Genomic DNA, 23,275 nt, shown 5'->3' on the forward strand with positions numbered 1-23,275 from the left:
GAATAATGGCTATCGAAATCAATGTACCGGACATCGGGGCTGATGAAGTTGAAATCACCGAGATCCTGGTCAAAGTGGGCGACAAAGTTGAAGCTGAACAGTCGCTGATCACCGTAGAAGGCGACAAAGCCTCTATGGAAGTCCCGTCTCCTCAGGCTGGCATCGTTAAAGAGATCAAAGTCTCTGTTGGCGATAAAACCGAGACGGGCAAACTGATCATGATTTTCGATTCCGTCGACGGTGCAGCAGCTGCTGCACCTGCGCAGGAAGAGAAGAAAGCCGCTCCGGCCGCTGCTGCACCAGCAGCTGCCGCGGCAGCGAAAGACGTTAACGTGCCTGACATCGGTGGTGACGAAGTTGAAGTCACTGAAATCCTGGTGAAAGTGGGCGATACCGTTGCGGCTGAGCAGTCGCTGATCACCGTAGAAGGCGACAAAGCCTCTATGGAAGTGCCGGCTCCGTTCGCAGGTACTGTTAAAGAGATTAAGATCAACACCGGTGACAAAGTGTCTACTGGCTCGCTGATTATGGTCTTCGAAGTGGCGGGTGCTGCACCTGCGCAGGCCGCTGCTCCGGCAGCCGTTGCACCAGCGGTTGCTGGTGGCGCGAAAGACGTTAACGTACCAGACATCGGCGGTGACGAAGTTGAAGTGACCGAAGTGATGGTGAAAGTGGGCGACAAAGTTGCCGCTGAACAGTCACTGATCACCGTTGAAGGCGACAAGGCTTCTATGGAAGTGCCAGCGCCATTCGCGGGTACTGTTAAAGAGATCAAAATCAGCACTGGCGACAAAGTGTCTACTGGCTCGCTGATTATGGTCTTCGAAGTGGAAGGCGCTGCGCCTGCGGCAGCTCCGGTTGCCGCTGCCGCTCCGGCACCTGCTGCTGCACCGGCTCAGGCTGCTAAACCCGCTGCGGCACCTGCTGCAAAAGCGGAAGGCAAATCTGAATTCGCTGAAAACGACGCTTACATCCACGCCACTCCGCTGATCCGCCGCCTGGCGCGCGAATTTGGCGTTAACCTGGCGAAAGTGAAAGGGACGGGCCGTAAAGGTCGTATCCTGCGCGAAGACGTTCAGGCTTACGTGAAAGACGCGGTGAAACGCGCTGAAGCGGCTCCTGCTGCTGCCACTGGTGGCGGTATCCCGGGCATGCTGCCGTGGCCGAAAGTGGACTTCAGCAAGTTCGGCGAAATCGAAGAAGTGGAACTGGGCCGTATCCAGAAAATCTCTGGTGCTAACCTGAGCCGTAACTGGGTGATGATCCCGCACGTTACGCACTTCGACAAAACCGATATCACCGATCTGGAAGCGTTCCGTAAACAGCAGAACGCCGAAGCTGAGAAGCGTAAACTGGACGTGAAATTCACCCCAGTGGTCTTCATCATGAAAGCCGTTGCTGCTGCTCTTGAGCAGATGCCACGCTTCAACAGCTCCCTGTCCGAAGATGGCCAGAAGCTGACGCTGAAGAAATACATCAACATCGGTGTTGCGGTTGATACGCCAAATGGTCTGGTTGTTCCGGTCTTCAAAGACGTGAACAAGAAGAGCATCACTGAGCTGTCCCGTGAACTGACCGTGATCTCCAAAAAAGCGCGTGATGGCAAGCTGACTGCTGGCGAAATGCAGGGCGGTTGCTTCACCATCTCCAGCATCGGTGGCCTGGGTACGACCCACTTCGCACCGATTGTGAACGCGCCGGAAGTGGCAATCCTCGGTGTGTCCAAGTCTGCGATGGAGCCGGTATGGAATGGCAAAGAGTTCATGCCGCGTCTGATGATGCCAATCTCTCTGTCCTTCGACCACCGCGTGATCGACGGTGCTGATGGTGCGCGTTTCATCACCATCATCAACAACACCCTGAGCGACATTCGCCGCCTGGTGATGTAATCGAAAAGCCGGCCAATCGGCCGGCTTTTTTCTGTTAATCTCATGGTGTTTGTGAGGTTATTGGCGAAAGCGATAATTCGTGAGCCGTTTGTTGTTTCAAAATTGTTAACAATTTTGTAAACTGCGGGCGGATAGAACGTCCCGGTGGATGAAGGGCGACAAGTACCTGGACCGCCGGAAATCAATAAGAGGTCATGATGAGTACTGAAATCAAAACTCAGGTCGTGGTACTTGGGGCAGGCCCGGCAGGTTACTCTGCAGCCTTCCGTTGCGCTGATTTAGGTCTGGAAACCGTAATCGTAGAACGCTACAGCACCCTCGGTGGTGTTTGCCTGAACGTAGGCTGTATCCCTTCTAAAGCGCTGCTGCACGTAGCGAAAGTTATCGAAGAAGCCAAAGCACTGGCTGAACACGGTATCGTCTTCGGCGAGCCGAAAACCGATATCGACAAAATTCGTACCTGGAAAGAGAAAGTTATCACTCAGCTGACCGGCGGTCTGGCGGGTATGGCCAAAGGCCGTAAAGTGAAAGTGGTAAACGGTCTGGGTAAATTCACCGGCGCGAACACCCTGGAAGTGGAAGGTGAGAACGGTAAAACTGTGATCAACTTCGACAACGCGATCATCGCGGCAGGTTCTCGTCCGATTCAGCTGCCGTTCATTCCTCATGAAGATCCACGCGTGTGGGACTCCACCGATGCGCTGGAGCTGAAATCCGTACCTAAGCGTATGCTGGTTATGGGTGGCGGTATCATCGGTCTGGAAATGGGTACCGTGTACCATGCGCTGGGTTCAGAGATCGACGTGGTTGAAATGTTCGACCAGGTTATCCCGGCTGCTGACAAAGATATCGTTAAAGTCTTCACTAAACGCATCAGCAAGAAATTCAACCTGATGCTGGAAACCAAAGTGACTGCCGTTGAAGCGAAAGAAGACGGTATTTACGTTTCTATGGAAGGCAAAAAAGCCCCTGCAGAACCACAGCGTTACGACGCCGTGCTGGTGGCTATCGGTCGTGTGCCGAACGGTAAAAACCTCGACGCAGGCAAAGCTGGCGTGGAAGTGGACGACCGTGGCTTCATCCGCGTTGACAAACAGCTGCGCACTAATGTACCGCACATCTTTGCTATCGGCGATATCGTCGGTCAGCCAATGCTGGCACACAAAGGTGTTCACGAAGGTCACGTTGCCGCTGAAGTTATCGCGGGCATGAAGCACTACTTCGATCCGAAAGTGATCCCATCTATCGCGTACACCGAGCCAGAGGTTGCATGGGTTGGTCTGACTGAGAAAGAAGCGAAAGAGAAAGGCATCAGCTACGAAACCGCCACCTTCCCGTGGGCTGCTTCTGGCCGTGCTATCGCTTCCGACTGCGCAGACGGTATGACCAAACTGATCTTCGACAAAGAGACTCACCGTGTGATCGGTGGTGCGATTGTCGGTACCAACGGCGGCGAGCTGCTGGGTGAAATCGGTCTGGCTATCGAAATGGGTTGTGACGCTGAAGACATCGCGCTGACCATCCACGCTCACCCAACTCTGCACGAGTCTGTGGGCCTGGCGGCAGAAGTGTTCGAAGGTAGCATCACCGACCTGCCAAACGCCAAAGCGAAGAAGAAATAAGTTTCTTAACGCTTGCTAAACGCCTCTTCGGAGGCGTTTTTTTTTGCCTTCAGGAACCCATTCCGCTTTATGGCGTGACGGGTTGCCACGCTTTATCAGGGCTATACGATGTTAACGCTTGTGCTTTCTGCTGTGACTCGCTGCCAAGATTGGCCTGGTATACCTTGTCGTCCTGATTTATCACAAAGCTCATCACGCCCGTCTGGCCGTAGCTGACTGGCCAGGCCACCATGGCAAAGCCGTTTTTATCCGGCAGGATGCGGAAACGGTATCCGTGATAACCGGCCCCCGGCTCTTTCGGGCTGAATGCCGGGCCAAGCGGGCTGGGCATCTCACCCGGTGATGCAGGCCAGTACAGGCCATCTTTTTTCCCTTCAGAACTTACAATTTTCCGGGCGTACGTCTGGTTCATCGCAAAATAGCTTTGCTGAGCATCCACATAGGCGTGTAACGCTTCGATAGCCGCGAGCTCGTTGCGCCCGATCTCACGGGTCAGGATCTCCTCGGCAGCTTCCTTCATATCAAATTGCCAGCCGGAAGAGGTCTTGATAACCGGGATCGGCAGTTGCCAGTCGCCGTCACCGACAACAAGATGTGCCGTATCGCCGTCGATGACGGTGTTATGACGAACTTTCCAGTCGCGAAGGAAGCGATCAACGGCATCAGGATCGACCCCTTCAGGCGGCAGGAAATCGCGCCAGTTTTCCCCGAGCAGGTTGTTCATTGCATTTTCATTTTGCCCACTGATGGCGTTTGCCAGCGCATCGGTTGCCTTGTCTGGCGTACTGAAGGATTGCTGTGCCATCGCGGTGGCCGAAACCATGAACAACACCATTCCACTGAGTAATTTACTTTTCATGTCGGTTCTCTTAACGATGACGGAATTCGCGGTGTTCAGCCCGACCAGAGGACATCTGCCGTGGCTGTTGATTACGGGCAGACATCTGTCGGCTTTGCGCACCTCGCTGCTGTTGCGCTTGCCAGTTGGCGGAGCGGCTGTCGTTGCCGCTTAGCGCGTTAGCACGCGGCTGGCTGGTTCGCTGCTGAATATTCCGCTGTTGAGGGTTACGCTGTTGCGCTGTTTGCGAAACCCGTTTCTCCTGTCTCTGGGCTGTGGTCTGGCGATTCTCTCGTTGCTGGGTGTTGGTTCGTTTCGCGGTCTGAGGTTTGGTGTCGTAACCACGGTAGTTATTACGTTGGGAAATCTGCTGTAGTTGTTGGCTGGAAGCCTGGCGTTGTGCGTCTTTGGTTCCCGGGCGCGCTGTCTGAGGGAATGTTTTGCCCGTCGATTTTTCCATTTGGTTCATCGCAGCCTGACGCTGGCTGTCACGGTTGATCGGTGTCTTCTGCGTCGAACTGAGTCCCGTTGCCGTATTCGTGGAGTGGAAGCGGGTATTGAGCTGATTGTTTGGATATGGCACGCCCTCGCGATAGGCCGGGTTATGCTGCCAGGTCCGGTTGGCGTCCGTCAGGCGTTGCCCACTGATTTTATTGAAATTATCAACGTTGATATTGATGTTGTTATCACCGTTGCGGTTATAGCCGCCGTGATGATCCCAGTCATCATCATGATGGTCGTCGTCATCCCAGTCGATGTTGCTGAAGATAGCGTAGGTTGTCGCGACACCCAGACTGAAACCTAAGCCGTTCACGAAGCTATTGCCAAATTGCTCACCGGGCGTTGGGGGGAGATAGGTTGGTGGATAGGCGGTGTTTGGCCAGGTACCGTAAACCGTATTGGGGTTATAGGTGGGGACGTATACCACCTGCGGGTCGGCAGATTCGATCTTAATGACCGTTGGGTTTGTCGTGGTGGTTGTACTTGTACTTGTACTTGTTGTTGTCGACTCGCTGGTTGCGGCTTTAGCAGGAGCGGGTTTTGTCACGGTGGTGACAGTTTGTTGCGGCGTCGATTGTAACGCACCGGTTTGCTGAGCCAGCAGGCGCAGACGTTGAACCGAATCCATCACGTCTTGTGGCTGCGCGAGGAAAGCATCACCCAGATTTTGTACCCACGGCGGATTTTCACCCAAGAGCGACATCAGTTGAGGGAACGCAACCAGCGACTTCACGCTGGGATCCCACGGCTGACTGGCAACGGCCTGAATGGCGGCATCACCCTGCATCTTAGGATTATCCTTTGACCACTGCGCGGCCTGGATAACGTTTGACGGATAGGTCGATGCCATCAAAATTTGCGACAGTAGCGCATCCGGGTAGAGCGCGATGGGGGCCACCCACTGATCGATTTGCGCTGCACTGTACGTTGGCGGCGCAACCGGGGCGGCTTGTGCGGCTGGTGCCGGTGTGGCAACGGGAGCCGGTGCCGAAGGTTGTTGTGCAACCGGAGCAGGAGCGGTGGGCTCCGTTGCACGGCTTTTGACAAACATGACGCCAGAGGCGGCAAACAGCCCGGCACTGCACAGAAGGACAAGCAGATGTGGCTTAAAGGGCAACTTCATAGAATGACTCCAACGAGACAAGTGCTGCGCCGTAAGGCGTTCCTGTTGCTGCGAGTATTGTTCACCCGTGTTTTGCAGTTTTGACTTTTATTGGGAAACCACGCGGTGTATCCGGATAAAGAGTGTGAGCATTTATTACACAATTATATCTGATAGTTGAAAAGCCGCCGGGATATTCAGAAGGCCGCTCTTGCGAGCGGCCAGCAGCTAGTTGCCGAGGTTGACGACAAACAGCACCGTGATGTCGGATATGTTCCAGCCACCGTGCAGTGCGGTAAGCAGTAAACCCGTCACAACGATCAGCACAGTGATTCGCATCTCCATTGCGTGCGTTCCTGTACAGGCTACGCGGGTTCGTTCTTCACCGGGAAAGGCAGAACCTGGCAAATTGGGGTTTTGCCACGTAGATTACGGAACTGCTCCCGGGCCCGGTGACTGGCTGCTACACCAGCGAAGCAGGCCGATGAGAAGAGTCGTGGATTCAAAGGGTATGAAGAAGGGGAAAAATGCATTTACATAATCTTTCATTCAAAACGGGAAAGCGCTGCGCAGAATGAAAAAATCACCTTGCAAGTCTATACGCAGGAGAGCAAAATTCGCTGCGTTGGGGTTTTGCCGCAAATCTGCCAGCCCGGTGTGCTACCACCGCAAGGCAACAAATTAACCGCTGTCAGGCGGTTTTTTTGTGCCCAAAATTCGCCTCGCCTTCCCGCTATACCACTCTTAACGATTCAGCAAATTTTTTAATGTTGCTTTTTTGTAAACGGATTAACACTGTGCAGAAATCCTGCTATGCTGCCCGACGCGGTATCGGGCATTTACCCTACAAACTGCTGTCTCACAGGAGCGTGAAGAGAACGTCCGCCGCATATGACAATGAGAGCGAGGAGAACCGTCGTGCTAGAAGAATACCGTAAGCACGTAGCAGAACGTGCCGCCGAGGGGATTGTACCCAAACCTTTAGATGCAACCCAAATGGCCGCGCTCGTCGAGCTGCTGAAGAACCCGCCTAAGGGCGAAGAAGAATTCCTGTTAGATCTGTTGATCAACCGTGTACCGCCTGGTGTAGATGAAGCGGCCTACGTAAAAGCCGGTTTCCTTGCTGCCATTGCCAAAGGCGCAGCCACCTCCCCACTGGTAACTCCTGAAAAAGCGATTGAATTGCTCGGCACCATGCAGGGCGGTTACAACATTCATCCGCTGATTGACGCGCTGGATAACGACACGCTGGCACCGATTGCCGCAAAAGCGCTCTCTTCAACGCTGCTGATGTTTGATAACTTCTACGATGTGGAAGAAAAAGCGAAAGCGGGCAACGTCTACGCGAAGCAGGTGATGCAGTCCTGGGCTGATGCAGAATGGTTCCTGAACCGTCCTGCGCTGGCTGAAAAAATCACCGTTACCGTCTTCAAAGTGACGGGTGAAACCAACACTGATGACCTTTCTCCGGCACCGGATGCATGGTCTCGCCCGGATATCCCTCTGCACGCGCTGGCGATGCTGAAGAACGCCCGTGAAGGTATCGAGCCGGATCAGCCTGGCGTGGTCGGCCCAATCAAGCAGATTGAAGCGTTGCAGAAAAAAGGTTTCCCGCTGGCTTACGTGGGTGACGTTGTCGGTACCGGTTCTTCCCGTAAATCCGCAACTAACTCCGTGCTGTGGTTCATGGGCGATGATATCCCGCACGTGCCAAATAAGCGCGGCGGCGGTCTGTGCCTCGGCGGCAAAATCGCACCCATCTTCTTTAACACGATGGAAGATGCGGGCGCACTGCCGATTGAAGTCGACGTCTCTGACCTGAACATGGGCGACGTGATTGACGTATACCCGTTCAAAGGTGAAGTGCGTAACCACGAAACCAACGAACTGCTGGCAAGTTTTGAGCTGAAAACCGATGTGCTGGTTGACGAAGTCCGTGCCGGTGGCCGTATCCCGCTGATCATCGGTCGTGGCCTGACTACCAAAGCGCGTGAAGCGCTGGGTCTGCCGCACAGCACGGTATTCCGTCATGCGAAAGATGTGGCAGAAAGCAACCGTGGTTACTCTCTGGCGCAGAAAATGGTGGGCCGTGCGTGCGGCGTAACCGGTATCCGTCCGGGCGCATACTGCGAGCCGAAGATGACTTCCGTAGGCTCTCAGGATACCACTGGCCCAATGACCCGTGACGAACTGAAAGACCTGGCGTGCCTGGGCTTCTCGTCTGACCTGGTGATGCAGTCATTCTGTCACACGGCGGCATATCCGAAGCCGGTTGACGTGACTACACACCATACGCTGCCAGACTTCATCATGAACCGTGGCGGTGTGTCCCTGCGTCCGGGTGATGGTGTTATCCACTCCTGGCTGAACCGTATGCTGCTGCCTGATACCGTAGGTACCGGTGGTGACTCCCATACCCGTTTCCCGATTGGTATCTCCTTCCCGGCTGGCTCTGGTCTGGTGGCGTTTGCTGCTGCGACCGGCGTGATGCCGCTGGATATGCCGGAATCGGTTCTGGTGCGCTTCAAAGGCAAAATGCAGCCGGGTATCACCCTGCGCGACCTGGTTCACGCAATTCCGCTGTATGCCATCAAACAGGGCCTGCTGACCGTTGAGAAGAAAGGTAAGAAGAACATCTTCTCTGGTCGTATCCTGGAAATTGAAGGTCTGCCGGACCTGAAAGTAGAACAGGCGTTCGAACTGACTGATGCTTCTGCTGAGCGTTCAGCTGCGGGCTGTACCATCAAGCTGAACCAGGCACCAATCGAAGAGTACCTGACCTCTAACATCGTGCTGCTGAAGTGGATGATTGCAGAAGGCTACGGCGACCGTCGTACGCTGGAGCGTCGTATCCAGGGCATGGAAAAATGGCTGGCAGATCCGCAGTTGCTGGAAGCCGATGCTGACGCAGAATATGCGGCGGTGATCGACATCGATCTGGCGGATATCAAAGAGCCAATCCTGTGTGCGCCAAACGATCCTGACGATGCGCGTCTGCTCTCTGATGTTCAGGGCGACAAGATTGACGAAGTGTTTATCGGTTCGTGCATGACCAACATCGGTCACTTCCGCGCGGCTGGTAAGCTGCTGGATACCCACAAAGGCCAGCTGCCAACCCGTCTGTGGGTGGCTCCGCCAACCCGTATGGATGCTGCTCAGCTGACTGAAGAGGGTTACTACAGCGTGTTTGGTAAGAGCGGTGCGCGTATTGAAATCCCTGGCTGTTCCCTGTGTATGGGTAACCAGGCGCGTGTAGCCGACGGTGCGACGGTGGTCTCCACCTCTACCCGTAACTTCCCGAACCGTTTAGGTACCGGTGCTAACGTTTATCTGGCCTCTGCGGAGCTGGCGGCGGTTGCCGCGCTGATTGGCAAACTGCCAACGCCGGAAGAGTACCAGACTTATATCGCTCAGGTTGATAAGACGGCGGTGGATACCTACCGCTATCTGAACTTCGACCAGCTCTCTCAGTACACCGAGAAGGCTGACGGGGTTATCTTCCAGACCGCGGTATAAACAGCAAAACCGTCTCTGTAGAGACGGTTTTTCGTGTTTTCACCCTCTCCCGTGGAGAGGGCAGGAGTGAGGGCATCAGGCCGCAGGGTCTTGCTCTCACTTTTTATTTTCATTCCTCCCACCTCCCACGCTTTTTTTCTTCCTCTCTGCTGCGATAATTAACGTAATGGCTTTGCAGAGGAAAATACTATGGATTACGAATTTCTGCGCGACATCACCGGAGTGGTGAAAGTGCGTATGTCGATGGGCCACGAAGCCGTTGGACACTGGTTTAACGAAGAGGTGAAAGAGAACCTCGCGTTACTTGATGAAGTGGAACAGGCTGCGCAGACGGTAAAAGGCAGTGAGCGATCCTGGCAGCGTGCCGGACACGAATATACGCTGTGGATGGACGGCGAAGAGGTGATGGTGCGTGCCAACCAGCTTGAATTCTCGGGCGATGAGATGGAAGAGGGGATGAGCTACTACGACGAAGAGAGCCTGTCGCTGTGCGGCGTTGAAGACTTCCTCAAAGTGGTGGCTGCGTACCGTGAGTTCATGAAACAGAAATAACACCCCGGAGCATCCCTGCTCCGGGCCCGTTTTACACGGCCGGAATATTGCGGCCGTAGTAGATTTCGCGCATCTCTTTCCAGAGCCGGTCAGTGATGACCTTGCGCTCTTCTTCGCTCAAATCTTCCGGTCTGGTATGGAACATGTAGTGCTTAAGGTCGAATTCCTTAAGTAACATCTTGGTATGGAAGATGTTTTCCTGATACACGTTCACGTCCACCATGTCGTACAGCGCCTTCATATCATCGGACATAAAGTTCTGGATGGAGTTGATCTCGTGGTCGATGAAGTGTTTCATGCCGTTGATATCACGGGTGAAACCACGCACACGATAATCAATGGTCACGATGTCGGATTCCAGCTGGTGGATTAAGTAGTTCAGCGCCTTAAGAGGCGAAATCACGCCACAGGTAGAGACTTCAATATCCGCGCGGAAGGTACACAGACCGCCTTCAGGATGGCTTTCAGGGTAGGTATGCACGCAGATGTGACTTTTATCCAGGTGGGCCACGACGGCCTCTGGCAGTGGGCCTGGATGTTCGGTGTTGTCGATAAGCTTAGGGTCGACCGGCTCTTCGCTGACCAGAATCGTCACGCTGGCACCCTGTGGCTCATAATCCTGACGGGCAATATTCAGGATATTTGCGCCGATAATAGAGCAGGTTTCTGACAGGATCTCGGTCAGACGATTGGCATTGTAGAGTTCATCGATATAGGCGATATACCCATCGCGCTCTTCTGCGGTTTTGGCATAGCAGATATCGTAAATACAAAAACTCAGGCTTTTGGTCAGGTTGTTAAAGCCATGCAGCTTAAGCTTTTTCAATTAGCTCACCCCCTTAGAGGACAGCGCATCTTGCAGGTACTGCGGCAAGGCAAATGCGGCAGTATGGATAGCCGGATTGTAGTATCGGCACTGAAGACCGGCCTGGTGGAAACGGGCCTGAATAATTCCGGTGGAGAGATGACGCAACACTTCGTTATCGGTCGCCCAGGCGAAAGTCATGATCCCGCCGTAGTAGGTCGGAATAGCGGCCTGATAGAAGCTGACGTCACTAAAATAAGTGCTCAGCTTGCGGTGGCTGTCGAGGGCTTCATCCTGCTGCAGGAAGCAAACACCGTTTTGCGCCACAAAGATCCCCCCTGGTTTCAGGCAACGCTTACAGCCTTCGTAGAAAGAAGAGGTAAACAGCGATGCGCCAGGGCCGATAGGATCAGTGCAGTCGGAGATAATCACATCAAAGGTTTGCGTGGTCTGATTAACGAAGTTGACGCCATCATCAATGACCAGATTAAAGCGCGGATCGTCATAACTACCGGCGCTGTGGTTGGGCAGATACTGGCGGCAGAAGGAGACGACGCCTGCATCAATTTCCACCATTGTGATGGTTTCAATGGATTGATGACGGGACACTTCGCGCAGCATGGCACCGTCGCCACCGCCGATAATCAGAACGTGCTTCGCGTGCCCGTGTGCCAGTAGCGGTACGTGGGTCATCATTTCGTGATAGATAAACTCATCGCGCTCGGTGGTTTGCACCACGCCATCCAGTGCCATCACGCGGCCAAAGGCGGCGTTCTCGAAGATGACCAGATCCTGATGATCGGTTTTCTCGTGATAAAGCACGTTATCGACGGCAAAGTATTGACCAAACTGGTCATGCAGCGTTTCATGCCATACCGGGTTATCGGTCATGAGTTGACACCTCCTTTGTTAACATCCGTTACCCCAGAGAATTGGGCGCAACATGCATAGCTAACTATAACCGTGGGTTCACGGTTATAGCGGTCAACAGGGGCGTCGGGAAGGTTATTTCACGTAGGCGAGCAGGCTGAGTGAATCACGAGCCAGCGCTTTGCATTTTTTTGCAGTGGGGATGCCAATACCGCTTAAATCGCGGTAGCTGTCTTCACCGAGCGCCTTCATGTCGAAGCTGTCGTAGTTGCTGAGATCCCATTGGTTCTGCTGGGCAAAAAAGACCAGTGCGCGACGAATCTGCCCGTTGGGTAAATTCTGGTAGCCACAATCGTTTTTCAGGAATACAAAAACTGCCGTTAAATCGGCCATATCTTCCGCTTCGTTTTCACTTAGCGCATAGCTGTTCGCACACATTGCCATCAGGCTGCCGAACAAAATTGTCCTGAAAAACGTCTTCATTGCTTCTACCACTGCATCACGGAAAATTAACGTTAGCATACTTGATGCCAGGGCGACGATCTTTAATTATTACCGCTTTACTTGACCTTCCGGTAAGGGGAGGGTTTATGCTCAAAATATCGCCTGCAGGAAATAAGGAAATGAACATGCAACGTCGTGATTTTTTGAAATATTCCGCTGCGCTGGGGGTTGCCAGTGCATTACCACTGTGGAGTCGTGCGGTTTTTGCGGCTGACAGACCCACCTTACCGATTCCCGAATTACTCACCGCTGATGCCCGTAGCCGCATTCAGCTTGTTGTTCAGTCCGGTAAAACGACCTTTGGTAAGCATAACGCCACAACGTGGGGTTATAACGGTAGCCTGCTTGGCCCGGCCATCCAGCTACGCAAGGGGAGCGCCGTGACGGTTGATATCCACAACACGCTGGCAGAAGAGACTACGCTGCACTGGCACGGTCTGGAAGTGCCGGGGGAGGTTGATGGTGGGCCGCAGGGGATCATCAAGGCTGGTGATAAGCGTAGCGTCACCTTTACCCCCAACCAGCGCGCAGCGACCTGCTGGTTCCACCCACATCAGCACGGAAAAACGGGCCATCAGGTGGCGATGGGGCTGGCCGGTCTGGTACTGATTGAAGATGATGAAAGCCGCCTGTTGCGCCTGCCGAAACAGTGGGGCATTGACGATATCCCGGTCATTGTTCAGGACAAGAAATTCACTGCAGACGGTCAGATTGATTATCAGCTGGATGTGATGAGCGCGGCGGTAGGCTGGTTTGGCGATACGCTGCTGACTAACGGCGCTATTTACCCGCAGCATGCCGCCCCGAAAGGCTGGCTGCGTTTACGTCTGCTCAATGGGTGTAATGCGCGTTCGCTGAATTTTGCTGCCAGCGATAAACGTCCGCTGTACGTGGTGGCGAGTGACGGCGGGCTACTGCCTGAGCCGGTTAAGGTGAACGAATTGCCGATGCTGATGGGCGAGCGATTCGAGGTGCTGGTGGATATCAGTGATGGCAAATCGTTTGACCTGGTCACGCTGCCGGTGAACCAGATGGGGATGGCCGTCGCACCCTTTGATAAGGCTCACCCGGTGTTGCGCATTCAGCCGCTGCAGATTGCCGCCTCCGGTACGCTGCCGGATACGCTAAGCACGCTCCCGGCCTTGCCTTCACTTGAGGGCTTAACCCAGCGCACGCTGCAGCTCTCAATGGATCCAATGCTCGACATGATGGGGATGCAGGCGCTGATGGAGAAGTACGGCAATCAGGCGATGGCGGGTATGCAGCACGGGCAGATGATGGGCCACATGAATATGGATCACGGGAAAATGGGCGGCATGGGGAACATGAACCACGGCGATCATGGCTTCGATTTCCACAATGCCAACCGGATCAACGGCAAAGCGTTTGACATGAACACACCGATGTTTGCTGCCACAAAGGGACAGTTTGAACGTTGGGTTATTTCCGGTGTTGGCGACATGATGTTGCATCCATTCCATATTCACGGTACGCAGTTCCGCATTCTCTCGGAGAACGGTAATGCACCCGTTGCGCATCGCGCGGGCTGGAAAGATACGGTAAGGGTTGAAGGTGGAGTCAGTGAGGTGCTGGTGAAATTCGACCATGAGGCACCGAAAGAATTTGCCTATATGGCGCACTGCCATCTGCTGGAGCATGAAGATACGGGGATGATGTTGGGATTCACGGTTTAAAGCAGGTGCGGCCTGATGCCCTCACCCTGACCCTCTCCCACAGGGAGAGGGGACAAACACTCAAAACGGCAACTTTCGTTGCCGTTTTGCTTTTATTTGCCTTCGTCAGGCAATGCATACGCGACAATATAGTCGCCCATCTTCGTGCCAAACGAACCATGACCGCCCGCTGAGATGACAACGTACTGTTTGCCATTCACTTCATAGGTCATCGGCGTTGCCTGTCCACCCGCGGGCAGACGGCCTTGCCACAGTTTCTCACCGTTGGTCATGTTGTACGCGCGCAGGTAGTTATCTGCGGTCGCCGCGATGAACAGCACGTTACCGGCGGTAGAGATTGGGCCACCCAGCATTGGCATACCCATATTGAACGGTACCGGAACCGGCATCGGGAATGGCATGCTGTCCTGTGGTGTACCAATACGTTTCTTCCACACGATCTGGTTGGTTTTCAGATCCAGACCGGAGATATAACCCCAGGCTGGCTGTTTACACGGCAGGCCAAACGGTGACAGGAACGGATTCAGGGTCACGCCAAACGGTACGCCGTACTGCGGCTGAATACCGGATTCTGTACCGGTACCTTTCGCGTCTTTCGGCGGTTCCATTGGGTTGCTCGGGCCACGTGGGATCAGTTTAGACACGAACGGCAGGGCCATTGGGTTAGCAATCGCCACCTGACGGTTCGGGTCAACGGAGATCCCGCCCCACTCGAACATCCCCAGGTTACCCGGGAAGACCAGCGTACCCTGCTCAGATGGCGGAGTGAAAATGCCTTCATAGCGCAACTGATGGAACATCACGCGGCACACCAGCTGGTCAAACATGGTGGCACCCCACATGTCTGCACCGCTGAGGTCTTTCTTCGGACGGAAGCTCAGGTCAGAGAACGGCTGCGTTTTGCTGACGTAGTCGCCTTTTGCCGCGCCTTGCGGAACCGGTTTTTCCGGAGCCGGAACCACCAGTTTACCGTTGCTGCGATCCAGCACGAAGATGTTACCGGTTTTCGCCGGGGCATAAATCACCGGAACGGTTTTACCGTCAACGGTAATATCTGCCAGCGTCGGCTGGGATGGCATGTCCATATCCCACAGGTCGTGGTGAACGGTCTGATAGCTCCAGACCAGCTTACCGGTAGTCGCGTTCAGCGCCACGATGGCGCTCGCATAACGCTCCTGCTCCGGCGTGCGGTTACCGCCCCAGATATCCGGCGTGGTCACGCCCATTGGCAGATAGACCAGATCCAGCTTCGCGTCATACGCAGCCGGTGCCCAGGAGTTTGGCGAGTTAAAGGTAAAGGTGTGTTCGTCTGAGGGGATCGCGTTTGGATCTTTCGCACCCGGGTCGAAGGCCCACAGCAGTTTACCGGTATTCACGTCGAAGCCACGGATAACGCCAGAGGTTTCGCGGGTAGAGAAGTTATCCGTTACCGAACCGGCAACCACAATGGTTTTATCGGTGATGATCGGCGGTGAAGTTGGCTCATACAGACCCGGCGTGGTGTCCGGCATGTTGGTCTGCAGATTCAGGATACCTTTGTTGGCAAAGGTTTCGCACAGCTTGCCCGTTTCTGCGTTGACGGCAAACAGACGGCCATCGTTCACCGGCAGCATAATGCGGCGAGGGCAGTCGGCCACCACTTCAGGGCTTGCATTATCGGCACGCGCTTCGTGGTAAGAGACGCCACGGCAGGTGACATGCTGGAAGGACGGGTTGGCATTCAGCTGTGGATCGAAGTGCCATTTCTCTTTACCGGTGGCGGCATCAAGCGCGAACAGACGCTGGTGGGCGGTACACAGATAAAGCATGTCACCGACTTTAATCGGCGTCACTTCGTTGGTCAGTTCACCCGGATCGTTTGGCATCTTCAGGTCGCCGGTACGGAATACCCAGGCTTCCTTCAGGTTTTTAACGTTATCCGCGTTGATTTGCTTCAGCGGGGAGTAGCGTTGACCTTCCTGATTACGACCATAGGCCGGCCAGTCTCCGTCAGCGACCTGAGAGATGGCTGCAGCAGGCGTTGATTCCGTATTGAGCGTACCTTTGATCTCCTGCGGGTCGTTAAAACCGGCCCAGGTCAGGATACCGCCGCTGATCAGCAGAGCGACAACGAGCGCTGCTACGGCACCGCTGGACGGTACAATCAGGCGACGCCAGACAAACGGCAAAATCAGCCAGATACCAAAGAACACCAGAATGTCACTGCGTGGCGTCAGTGCCCAGAAGTCGAACCCGGCTTCCCAGACGCCCCAGATCATGGTTGCGAGGAGGAGGGCAGCATAAAGCCACAGTGCAGATTGCTTTCTGCGCCAGAGCAGGACGGTTACGCCAAGCATAACCAGGCCCGCAATCGGGTAGTACCAGGAACCGCCAATTGCGACCAGCCAGACGCCACCGATTAACAGGTACAAGCCGCAAAAGGCGGCAAATAGCGCTGTTAGTGTCACCAGTAGACGCGACTGTTGAGTTTTTGTTTCAGCCATAGAAAATGTACTCGTCAGTTTTGTTAATTATTTGCTAGCAATTAATTATAGGTATTAGCAAGTGTGATCGGAATCACAAAAATTGCTTTTTATAACTCATACGCCAGGGTTATCCATTTGCTGGTATAATGGCGAGCTTGCGTATCGATGCTGGAAGATGATTCATCCGCATTGAGAGATTTTCATTAAAATCATATGGTTAGTAATATGAAACATACTGTTGAAGTGATGATCCCGGAAGCCGAGATCAAAGCGCGTATCGCCGAACTGGGTCGTCAAATCACCGAACATTACAAGGACAGCGGCAGCGAAATGGTGCTGGTGGGTCTTCTGCGTGGCTCTTTCATGTTTATGGCAGACCTGTGCCGTGAAGTGCAGGTGTCACATGAGGTCGATTTTATGACCGCCTCCAGCTACGGCAGCGGCATGTCCACAACCCGTGATGTGAAAATCCTGAAAGATCTGGATGAAGATATTCGTGGCAAAGATGTGTTGATCGTTGAGGACATCATCGACTCTGGCAACACGCTCTCTAAAGTGCGCGAGATCCTGAGCCTGCGTGAACCGAAATCCCTGGCCATTTGTACCCTGCTGGATAAACCAAGCCGTCGTGAAGTGCAGGTACCTGTGGAATATGTCGGTTTCGCCATTCCTGACGAGTTCGTTGTGGGTTATGGCATTGACTACGCGCAGCGTTATCGCCATCTGCCGTATGTCGGGAAAGTGGTGCTGCTGGACGAGTAATACTCGTTGGGTGTGGTCTGGTGCCCTCACCCTGGCCCTCTCTCACAGTGAGAGGGAGAAAACGTAGGCCGGGTAAGGCGTAGCCGCCACCCGGCTTTTTTACGGGCACTTATTTATGGTTTACGTGCTTGAGTTTGAGGTTTGCAATACCCGAACGGTAGCGCTGCTCCAGCGTTTCACGGTTAGTGGCGGTCACTTCCAGGTTACGCAGCAAACCATCATGAATGCCGTACGCCCAGCCGTGGACGGACACTTTCTGTCCGCGTTTCCAGGCCGATTGCATAATAGTGGAGTGCCCCAGGTTATAAACCTGCTCCATGACGTTCAGTTCACACAGCGCGTCGAGACGATGTTCCTGCGGCATTTCACCCAGCAGTGAGCTATGTTTGAACCAGATATCGCGGATGTGCAGTAGCCAGTTATCAATTAACCCCAGCTCCAGGTTTTCAACCGCCGCCTGCACGCCGCCGCAGCCGTAGTGGCCGCAAATGATGATGTGCTCGACTTCCAGAACGTCAACGGCATACTGAACAACAGAAAGGCAGTTAAGATCGGTATGAATCACCAGGTTGGCGACGTTGCGGTGAACAAACAGTTCACCCGGTTCGAGGCCGGTCAGGCGCTCTGCCGGAACGCGGCTGTCGGAACATCCAATCCATAGAAAGCGCGGGTTTTGCGCTTGTGCCAGCTTCCCGAAAAATCCGGGGTCTTCTTCCACCAGCATTTTTGACCATAGTGCATTGTTGCTGATGAGTGTATCTATGTCATTCATGGAGGTTAACGACCTGTAACCAAGTGATTGCGTTGCGCTACTATAGGGTAACCCGACTTTTAATGAAACTACACAACGTGTGTCAGAACTATAGGTAAGTTTAATTCATGGCGATTGCACTGGAGCTTGAGCAGCTTAAGAAAACCTATCCGGGCGGCGTTCAGGCGCTACGCGGGATAGATCTCAAAGTAGAAGCGGGTGATTTCTATGCGCTTCTGGGGCCGAATGGGGCGGGAAAATCTACCACCATCGGGATTATCAGTTCGCTGGTTAACAAGAGCTCTGGCCGGGTGAGCGTGTTTGGTTACGACCTGGAAAAAGATGTGGTCAACGCCAAGCGCCAGCTGGGGCTGGTACCGCAGGAGTTCAACTTCAACCCGTTCGAGACGGTACAGCAGATTGTTGTCAACCAGGCGGGGTACTATGGTGTAGAGCGTAAAGAGGCGATTGCCCGTAGCGAAAAGTACCTTAAACAGCTGGATCTGTGGGAAAAACGTAACGAACGTGCGCGGATGTTATCCGGTGGCATGAAGCGCCGCCTGATGATTGCCCGCGCCCTGATGCATGAGCCAAAACTGTTAATCCTGGATGAACCGACCGCAGGCGTGGATATCGAACTGCGTCGTTCAATGTGGGGGTTCCTGAAGGATCTCAATGACAAAGGCACGACCATCATTCTGACCACTCACTACCTTGAAGAGGCGGAAATGCTGTGCCGCAACATCGGCATCATTCAGCGCGGTGAGCTGGTGGAAAACACCTCGATGAAAGATCTGCTTTCCAAGCTGAAATCAGAAACCTTTATTCTGGATTTGGCACCGAAAAGCCCGCTGCCGGAGCTGGAAGGGTACCAGTATCGTCTGGTGGATACCTCCACGCTGGAAGTGGAAGTGCTGAGAGAGCAGGGCATCAACAGCGTCTTTTCCCAGTTGAGTGCCCAGGGCATTCAGGTATTAAGTATGCGTAACAAAGCGAACCGACTGGAAGAGCTGTTTGTCTCTCTGGTGCAGGATAAACAAGGAGACAAGGCATGACGCATCTTTACTGGGTCGCGCTGAAAAGCATCTGGGCGAAAGAGATCACCCGTTTTATGCGTATCTGGGTACAAACCCTGGTACCGCCGGTTATTACCATGACGCTCTACTTCATCATCTTCGGTAACCTGATTGGTTCCCGCATTGGTGAGATGCACGGTTTCACCTATATGCAGTTTATCGTGCCGGGTTTGATCATGATGGCGGTGATCACTAACGCCTACGCTAACGTGGCGTCATCGTTCTTTAGCGCCAAGTTCCAGCGCAACATTGAAGAGCTGCTGGTGGCACCCGTGCCAACGCACGTCATCATCGCCGGGTACGTGGGCGGTGGCGTGGCGCGTGCTCTGTGCGTAGGGATCCTGGTAACGGCGATTTCGTTGTTCTTTGTACCGTTCCAGGTACACTCGTGGCTGTTTGTGGCGCTGACGCTGCTGATGACGGCGATCCTGTTCTCGCTGGCCGGTTTGCTGAATGCGGTGTTTGCGAAAACGTTTGACGATATCAGCCTGATCCCGACCTTCGTGCTGACGCCGCTGACGTATCTCGGTGGGGTGTTCTACTCCCTGACGCTGCTGCCGCCGTTCTGGCAGGCGCTGTCCCACCTGAACCCGATTGTCTACATGATCAGCGGCTTCCGCTTTGGTTTCCTCGGCATTACTGACGTACCACTGTTCACCACCGTGGCGGTACTGGCGGTGTTTATCATCGCTTTCTACCTGCTGTGCTGGTATCTGATCCAGCGTGGCCGCGGGCTGCGCAGCTAACCTTCTGCCCGGCAACCTTCCGTATGCCGGGCGCTTTTCTTTGACAGTTATCACCGTAAATTCACCATCACTCCGCTAAACTACTCGCCTGCTAAGGAGAGAGCTATGCTGGGATGGGTCATCACCTGCCACGATGAACAGGCGCAGGATATGTTGCTAAAGCTTGAAGCCAGGTTTGGCCCGCTGGTGCAGTGTCGCGCGGTTAATTACTGGCGAGGGTTGAGCACCAATATGCTTGGCCGAATGATGTGTGATGCCCTGCATGAAACCGACACCGGCGATGGGGTTATCTTTCTCACCGATAAATCTGGCGCTGCGCCGTATCGTTCCGCCGCCTTAATGAGCCATAAGCATGACTGCTGTGAAGTGATTTCCGGAATTAGCCTGCCATTGCTGGAGTTAATGTATCCACAGCGTGAATCATTAAACAGCACGGAGTTTCGTCATGCGATCGTGGCGCAAGGTGCCCCCGATGTCAGTAGTTTATGGCATCAGCAGCAGAAAAACCCACCTTTCATCCTGCTTCACGATCTGTATAAGAATTAAACATTGGTATTGGTGTCGCTTTTGCTACAATGACATCAGTTCTTCCGTACCGATAAAAACATAATGTTTACGCGTATTCTTCTCCTGCTTTTGGTGTTCGTTTCCGGCGTCAGTTCAGCCAGTTTATTAAGCCAGAAAAGGCTGCCTGCTCAATATATGCAAACCACCGAAGATGCGGCGATCTGGGCGCAGGTGGGGAACAATGTGATCAACGTGGGTAATGTCCGTGCGGGGCAGATCCTGGCCGTGGTACCCGCAGCGGCAGACTATTATGAATTTCGCTTCGGTTTTGGTACGGGTTTTATCGACAAGGGGCACCTGGAGCCGGTTCAGGGAAAACAGCGCGTTGAAGATGGCCTGGGCGACCTGAACAAACCCCTTAGCAATCAAAACCTGGTTACCTGGAAAGACACCCCTGTTTATAACGATGCCGACAACGGCAGCGCCCCTTTCGGTACATTAAGTGCAAATCTTCGCTATCCGATCCTGAACAAGCTTAAAGATCGTCTGAACCAGACCTGGTTCCAGATCCGTATCGGTAACCGTCTGGCGTGGGTCAGTAGCCTGGATGCCCAGGAAGATCACGGTATTCCGGTCATGACTTATCACCATATTTTACGTGACGAGGAAAACACCCGTTTTCGTCATACCTCCACGACAACCAGCGTGCGTGCCTTCAGTAACCAGATGACCTGGCTTCGCGACCAGGGCTATACCACGCTGACGATGTACCAGCTTGAAGGGTACGTACGAAATAAAATAAACCTGCCGGCAAAGGCGGTGGTGCTCACCTTTGATGACGGCCTGAAGTCCGTTAACCGCTATGCTTACCCGATCCTGAAAGAGTACGGGTTTAAGGCGACGGCCTTTATCATCTCGTCACGAATCAAACGTCATCCGCAGAAGTGGGCACCAAAATACCTGCAGTTTATGAGTGTGTCGGAACTGGAGCAGATGCAGGATGTGTTTGATATCCAGTCACACACGCACTTTTTACACCGTGTGGATGACAACCATCAGCCGATTTTACTGAGCCGCAGCTACCACGTTATTTTGTTCGACTTTAAGCGCTCGCGGCGCGATCTGGCGCAGTTCAACCCACATGTTCTGTACCTTTCCTATCCGTTTGGCGGCTACAACGAGAACGCGGTTAAAGCGGCGAACGATGCCGGTTTCCATCTGGCGGTGACGACGGTGCGGGGGAAAGTGAAGCCAGGGGATAATCCGTTCCTGTTGAAGCGGCTGTATATTCTCAGAACGGATTCTCTGGAAACCATGTCGCGGCTGATCAGCAACCAGCCGCAGGGGTGATTAAAGATAATCAATGGTAAAGGTTGCGATGGCTTTAAAGTCACCGGCTTTAAGTGGGGTGCCATCTCTACGTAACCAGACCATAAAAGGAAGGCTGTTGCTTGCACTGGCACCTGCCTGTGGCAAAGGTACGTAGATATAGCTGCTATCATTGATAAGCGGTCCGAATGATGGGTTCGCAGGAAATTGTTGTGCAATCTCCACCCCAATGCCGGAAGCTGCATTCGATGTCAGCGTGTTGAGCATAAGGATATCCGATCCGCTAGCGCCATTCGTTTTGTTGGACGACACCCGGTAATTAATGGCAACCACATTACTACAGCCTGTGAGCTGGAGATTAAAAGTCTGGTACGGAAAATATCCATCCCTCATAGAGGAAAACATAATTTCGCCAAAATCAACATTGTTCGTCCCATTGTTTACGACAGTGCTCTGGCAGGTTGAGGCGGCAATTGGGATGCTGAAGGTCGATGGGGTGACTTCGAACCACCAGGGCTGGTTATCACTATCCGTATGGCCGCCAATTGACATTCCTCCGATTTTTTTGGACTCCTTAGGCGTGATTACCGTGGCATGTGAGACGTTACCTAAATACGAGCTCATTTGAATGAGCTTAATCTGGATTTTCCAGTTGTCGCTTTCCTGGCTCGCATGTACAGGCAGGTCTTGCCATTGACCATAACTCACCTGAAAGTATGAGCCATCATCTTTATCGCTATAAACCCTGACCGCGTAGTAAATCCCCTCGATATTTGTCGGCCACATAGCACCATCTACGCCACCAATGGCGTCGTAGGTGATGTTCGACATCTGATCCCCTTGTTGACCCGAGTCACATCGGGACCACAGTGCAGGACTCAGGCTGGCGTTATAAGGACCACCAATCTCAATACCATCAGATGGATACTGTCCCTGGGGGACTTCATGAAAATAGACAGGCGAACCCGGAACGGTATTGATGATAGTGGACGTCCCCCCCTCACCCCTGGCCCCAAAATGACATTCACCCCATGCGTAACTCTGTACCAGCAGCAACGCGGCGGTAAACAGTTTTACCCAGGCGGTGCCTGCTAAATGTCCTTTAAAACGCATGAACGTATTCTCCCTGTTTTGGTTAGTTGTATGTCGCATTGACGACGACCCGGCTGGTTACTTTCCCTGATGTCACCGGGCCGGTATTTTGCAGGCGAGCATAGAAATCATATTCCGTTGCCCACTCGGTTCCGGTATCTAATTTCACACTGGAGGTACCGTCAGAATTTAATACGTTGGTATTAAAGGCTTTTGAGAAAATAACGACACCGGTGTTATCTGCACCGCCTTCAGTAACCGGGGTTTCATTAATAAAGATCTGCTTACTGCCCGCAGGCCACTGTTTCGTCTGCGGCTGAAAACTGAAATTCATCTTGCTTATCGATGTGTTGTCACCCGGACAACTTTCCACTTTCACCGTGAACGCCGTGCCGGAGGCTGCATCGGTGGGCTGCAGGCGTGAACTCCCGTCGGTGTTGTAAAACCAGCTTTTCCCCACTGTAGACAGGTGGACTTTCCCCTCGCCCGGAATGGAGATCTGACAGGTATTTTCAACAATATTGGCATTGAGCGTTACATCCAGGCCTGCCTCTGCGGACAGGCATGGGGCAGACCAATGCCAGCTTATAAGTCCGGCCAGAAGTACAAATCTGTTGAAAACGCGTTGTGTTGATTGGTACGACATTGCTGTTC

The 23,275-nt window shown here is 53.5% G+C and carries 19 protein-coding genes; 10 read left to right on the top strand and 9 right to left on the bottom strand.

Going from position 1 to position 23,275, the window contains the following annotated elements:
* Window positions 1-5 precede the first annotated feature (5 nt).
* On the top strand, window positions 6-1,889 hold the full coding sequence (aceF, locus tag ACHHZ6_RS05255; protein WP_395121877.1) for a pyruvate dehydrogenase complex dihydrolipoyllysine-residue acetyltransferase: 1,884 nt from the start codon (window positions 6-8) through the stop codon (window positions 1,887-1,889).
* 197 nt (window positions 1,890-2,086) lie between these two features.
* Window positions 2,087-3,511 (top strand): dihydrolipoyl dehydrogenase, encoded by a 1,425-nt coding sequence (lpdA, locus tag ACHHZ6_RS05260; protein WP_182920003.1) that lies wholly within the window; start codon window positions 2,087-2,089, stop codon window positions 3,509-3,511.
* A 67-nt stretch (window positions 3,512-3,578) separates the two neighbouring features.
* Here the strand turns inward: lpdA and ACHHZ6_RS05265 are convergent, their stop codons facing one another.
* Entirely contained in the window at window positions 3,579-4,370 is a 792-nt protein-coding gene (locus ACHHZ6_RS05265; RefSeq protein WP_182273770.1) for a DUF2950 family protein, read from the bottom strand.
* Between the two features lie 10 nt (window positions 4,371-4,380).
* The gene (locus ACHHZ6_RS05270; RefSeq protein WP_395121878.1) at window positions 4,381-5,973 is read right to left on the bottom strand and encodes a DUF3300 domain-containing protein; all 1,593 of its coding nucleotides are present in this window, start codon (window positions 5,971-5,973) and stop codon (window positions 4,381-4,383) included.
* Between the two features lie 897 nt (window positions 5,974-6,870).
* Here ACHHZ6_RS05270 and acnB point away from each other — a divergent pair.
* Together acnB and yacL are read left to right on the top strand one after the other, a co-directional pair.
* Window positions 6,871-9,468 (top strand): bifunctional aconitate hydratase 2/2-methylisocitrate dehydratase, encoded by a 2,598-nt coding sequence (gene acnB, locus ACHHZ6_RS05275; protein ID WP_182273772.1) that lies wholly within the window; start codon window positions 6,871-6,873, stop codon window positions 9,466-9,468.
* 189 nt (window positions 9,469-9,657) lie between these two features.
* Window positions 9,658-10,020, top strand: coding sequence for a protein YacL (gene yacL / locus ACHHZ6_RS05280; protein ID WP_182273773.1), 363 nt, complete (start codon window positions 9,658-9,660; stop codon window positions 10,018-10,020).
* Between the two features lie 31 nt (window positions 10,021-10,051).
* On the opposite strand, the gene speD is transcribed toward yacL, so the two are convergent.
* The 3 genes from speD to ACHHZ6_RS05295 all read right to left on the bottom strand — a co-directional run bounded on the left by speD (window position 10,052) and on the right by ACHHZ6_RS05295 (window position 12,178).
* Window positions 10,052-10,846 carry an adenosylmethionine decarboxylase gene (speD, locus tag ACHHZ6_RS05285; protein ID WP_182273774.1) on the bottom strand — a complete coding sequence of 265 codons (795 nt, stop codon included), beginning with the start codon at window positions 10,844-10,846 and terminating at the stop codon, window positions 10,052-10,054.
* Window positions 10,847-11,716, bottom strand: coding sequence for a polyamine aminopropyltransferase (gene speE, locus ACHHZ6_RS05290; RefSeq protein WP_182273775.1), 870 nt, complete (start codon window positions 11,714-11,716; stop codon window positions 10,847-10,849). It abuts the gene before it with no gap.
* Between the two features lie 114 nt (window positions 11,717-11,830).
* Entirely contained in the window at window positions 11,831-12,178 is a 348-nt protein-coding gene (locus tag ACHHZ6_RS05295; RefSeq protein ID WP_014882582.1) for a YacC family pilotin-like protein, read from the bottom strand.
* 146 nt (window positions 12,179-12,324) lie between these two features.
* On the opposite strand from ACHHZ6_RS05295, the gene cueO reads away from it, so the two are divergent.
* Window positions 12,325-13,893, top strand: coding sequence for a multicopper oxidase CueO (gene cueO / locus ACHHZ6_RS05300; protein WP_395121879.1), 1,569 nt, complete (start codon window positions 12,325-12,327; stop codon window positions 13,891-13,893).
* Between the two features lie 92 nt (window positions 13,894-13,985).
* Here cueO and ACHHZ6_RS05305 read toward each other — a convergent pair whose 3' ends face one another.
* On the bottom strand, window positions 13,986-16,376 hold the full coding sequence (locus ACHHZ6_RS05305; protein ID WP_395121880.1) for a glucose/quinate/shikimate family membrane-bound PQQ-dependent dehydrogenase: 2,391 nt from the start codon (window positions 16,374-16,376) through the stop codon (window positions 13,986-13,988).
* Between the two features lie 207 nt (window positions 16,377-16,583).
* On the opposite strand from ACHHZ6_RS05305, the gene hpt reads away from it, so the two are divergent.
* Entirely contained in the window at window positions 16,584-17,120 is a 537-nt protein-coding gene (gene hpt, locus ACHHZ6_RS05310; RefSeq protein WP_182273778.1) for a hypoxanthine phosphoribosyltransferase, read from the top strand.
* 109 nt (window positions 17,121-17,229) lie between these two features.
* On the opposite strand, the gene can is transcribed toward hpt, so the two are convergent.
* Window positions 17,230-17,892 (bottom strand): carbonate dehydratase, encoded by a 663-nt coding sequence (can, locus tag ACHHZ6_RS05315; protein ID WP_182273779.1) that lies wholly within the window; start codon window positions 17,890-17,892, stop codon window positions 17,230-17,232.
* 107 nt (window positions 17,893-17,999) lie between these two features.
* Here can and ACHHZ6_RS05320 point away from each other — a divergent pair, with 107 nt between their 5' ends.
* The 4 genes from ACHHZ6_RS05320 to ACHHZ6_RS05335 all read left to right on the top strand — a co-directional run bounded on the left by ACHHZ6_RS05320 (window position 18,000) and on the right by ACHHZ6_RS05335 (window position 21,550).
* On the top strand, window positions 18,000-18,926 hold the full coding sequence (locus ACHHZ6_RS05320; RefSeq protein ID WP_182273780.1) for an ABC transporter ATP-binding protein: 927 nt from the start codon (window positions 18,000-18,002) through the stop codon (window positions 18,924-18,926).
* Window positions 18,923-19,693 carry an ABC transporter permease gene (locus ACHHZ6_RS05325; RefSeq protein WP_182273781.1) on the top strand — a complete coding sequence of 257 codons (771 nt, stop codon included), beginning with the start codon at window positions 18,923-18,925 and terminating at the stop codon, window positions 19,691-19,693. Before ACHHZ6_RS05320 ends, ACHHZ6_RS05325 begins: the two co-directional genes overlap by 4 nt.
* Window positions 19,694-19,798: 105 nt before the next feature.
* Window positions 19,799-20,239 (top strand): PTS sugar transporter subunit IIA, encoded by a 441-nt coding sequence (locus ACHHZ6_RS05330; protein ID WP_395121881.1) that lies wholly within the window; start codon window positions 19,799-19,801, stop codon window positions 20,237-20,239.
* A 63-nt stretch (window positions 20,240-20,302) separates the two neighbouring features.
* The gene (locus ACHHZ6_RS05335; RefSeq protein ID WP_182919417.1) at window positions 20,303-21,550 is read left to right on the top strand and encodes a polysaccharide deacetylase family protein; all 1,248 of its coding nucleotides are present in this window, start codon (window positions 20,303-20,305) and stop codon (window positions 21,548-21,550) included.
* Here the strand turns inward: ACHHZ6_RS05335 and ACHHZ6_RS05340 are convergent, their stop codons facing one another.
* A complete protein-coding gene (locus ACHHZ6_RS05340; protein ID WP_395121882.1) occupies window positions 21,551-22,642 on the bottom strand; it encodes a fimbrial protein in 1,092 nt (363 codons plus the stop codon).
* 22 nt (window positions 22,643-22,664) lie between these two features.
* Window positions 22,665-23,267 (bottom strand): fimbrial-like protein, encoded by a 603-nt coding sequence (locus tag ACHHZ6_RS05345; RefSeq protein ID WP_182273785.1) that lies wholly within the window; start codon window positions 23,265-23,267, stop codon window positions 22,665-22,667.
* Window positions 23,268-23,275 lie beyond the last annotated feature (8 nt).

Source organism: Enterobacter cloacae complex sp. 2024EL-00214 (assembly GCF_043945575.1).
GTDB lineage: Bacteria > Pseudomonadota > Gammaproteobacteria > Enterobacterales > Enterobacteriaceae > Enterobacter > Enterobacter cloacae_P.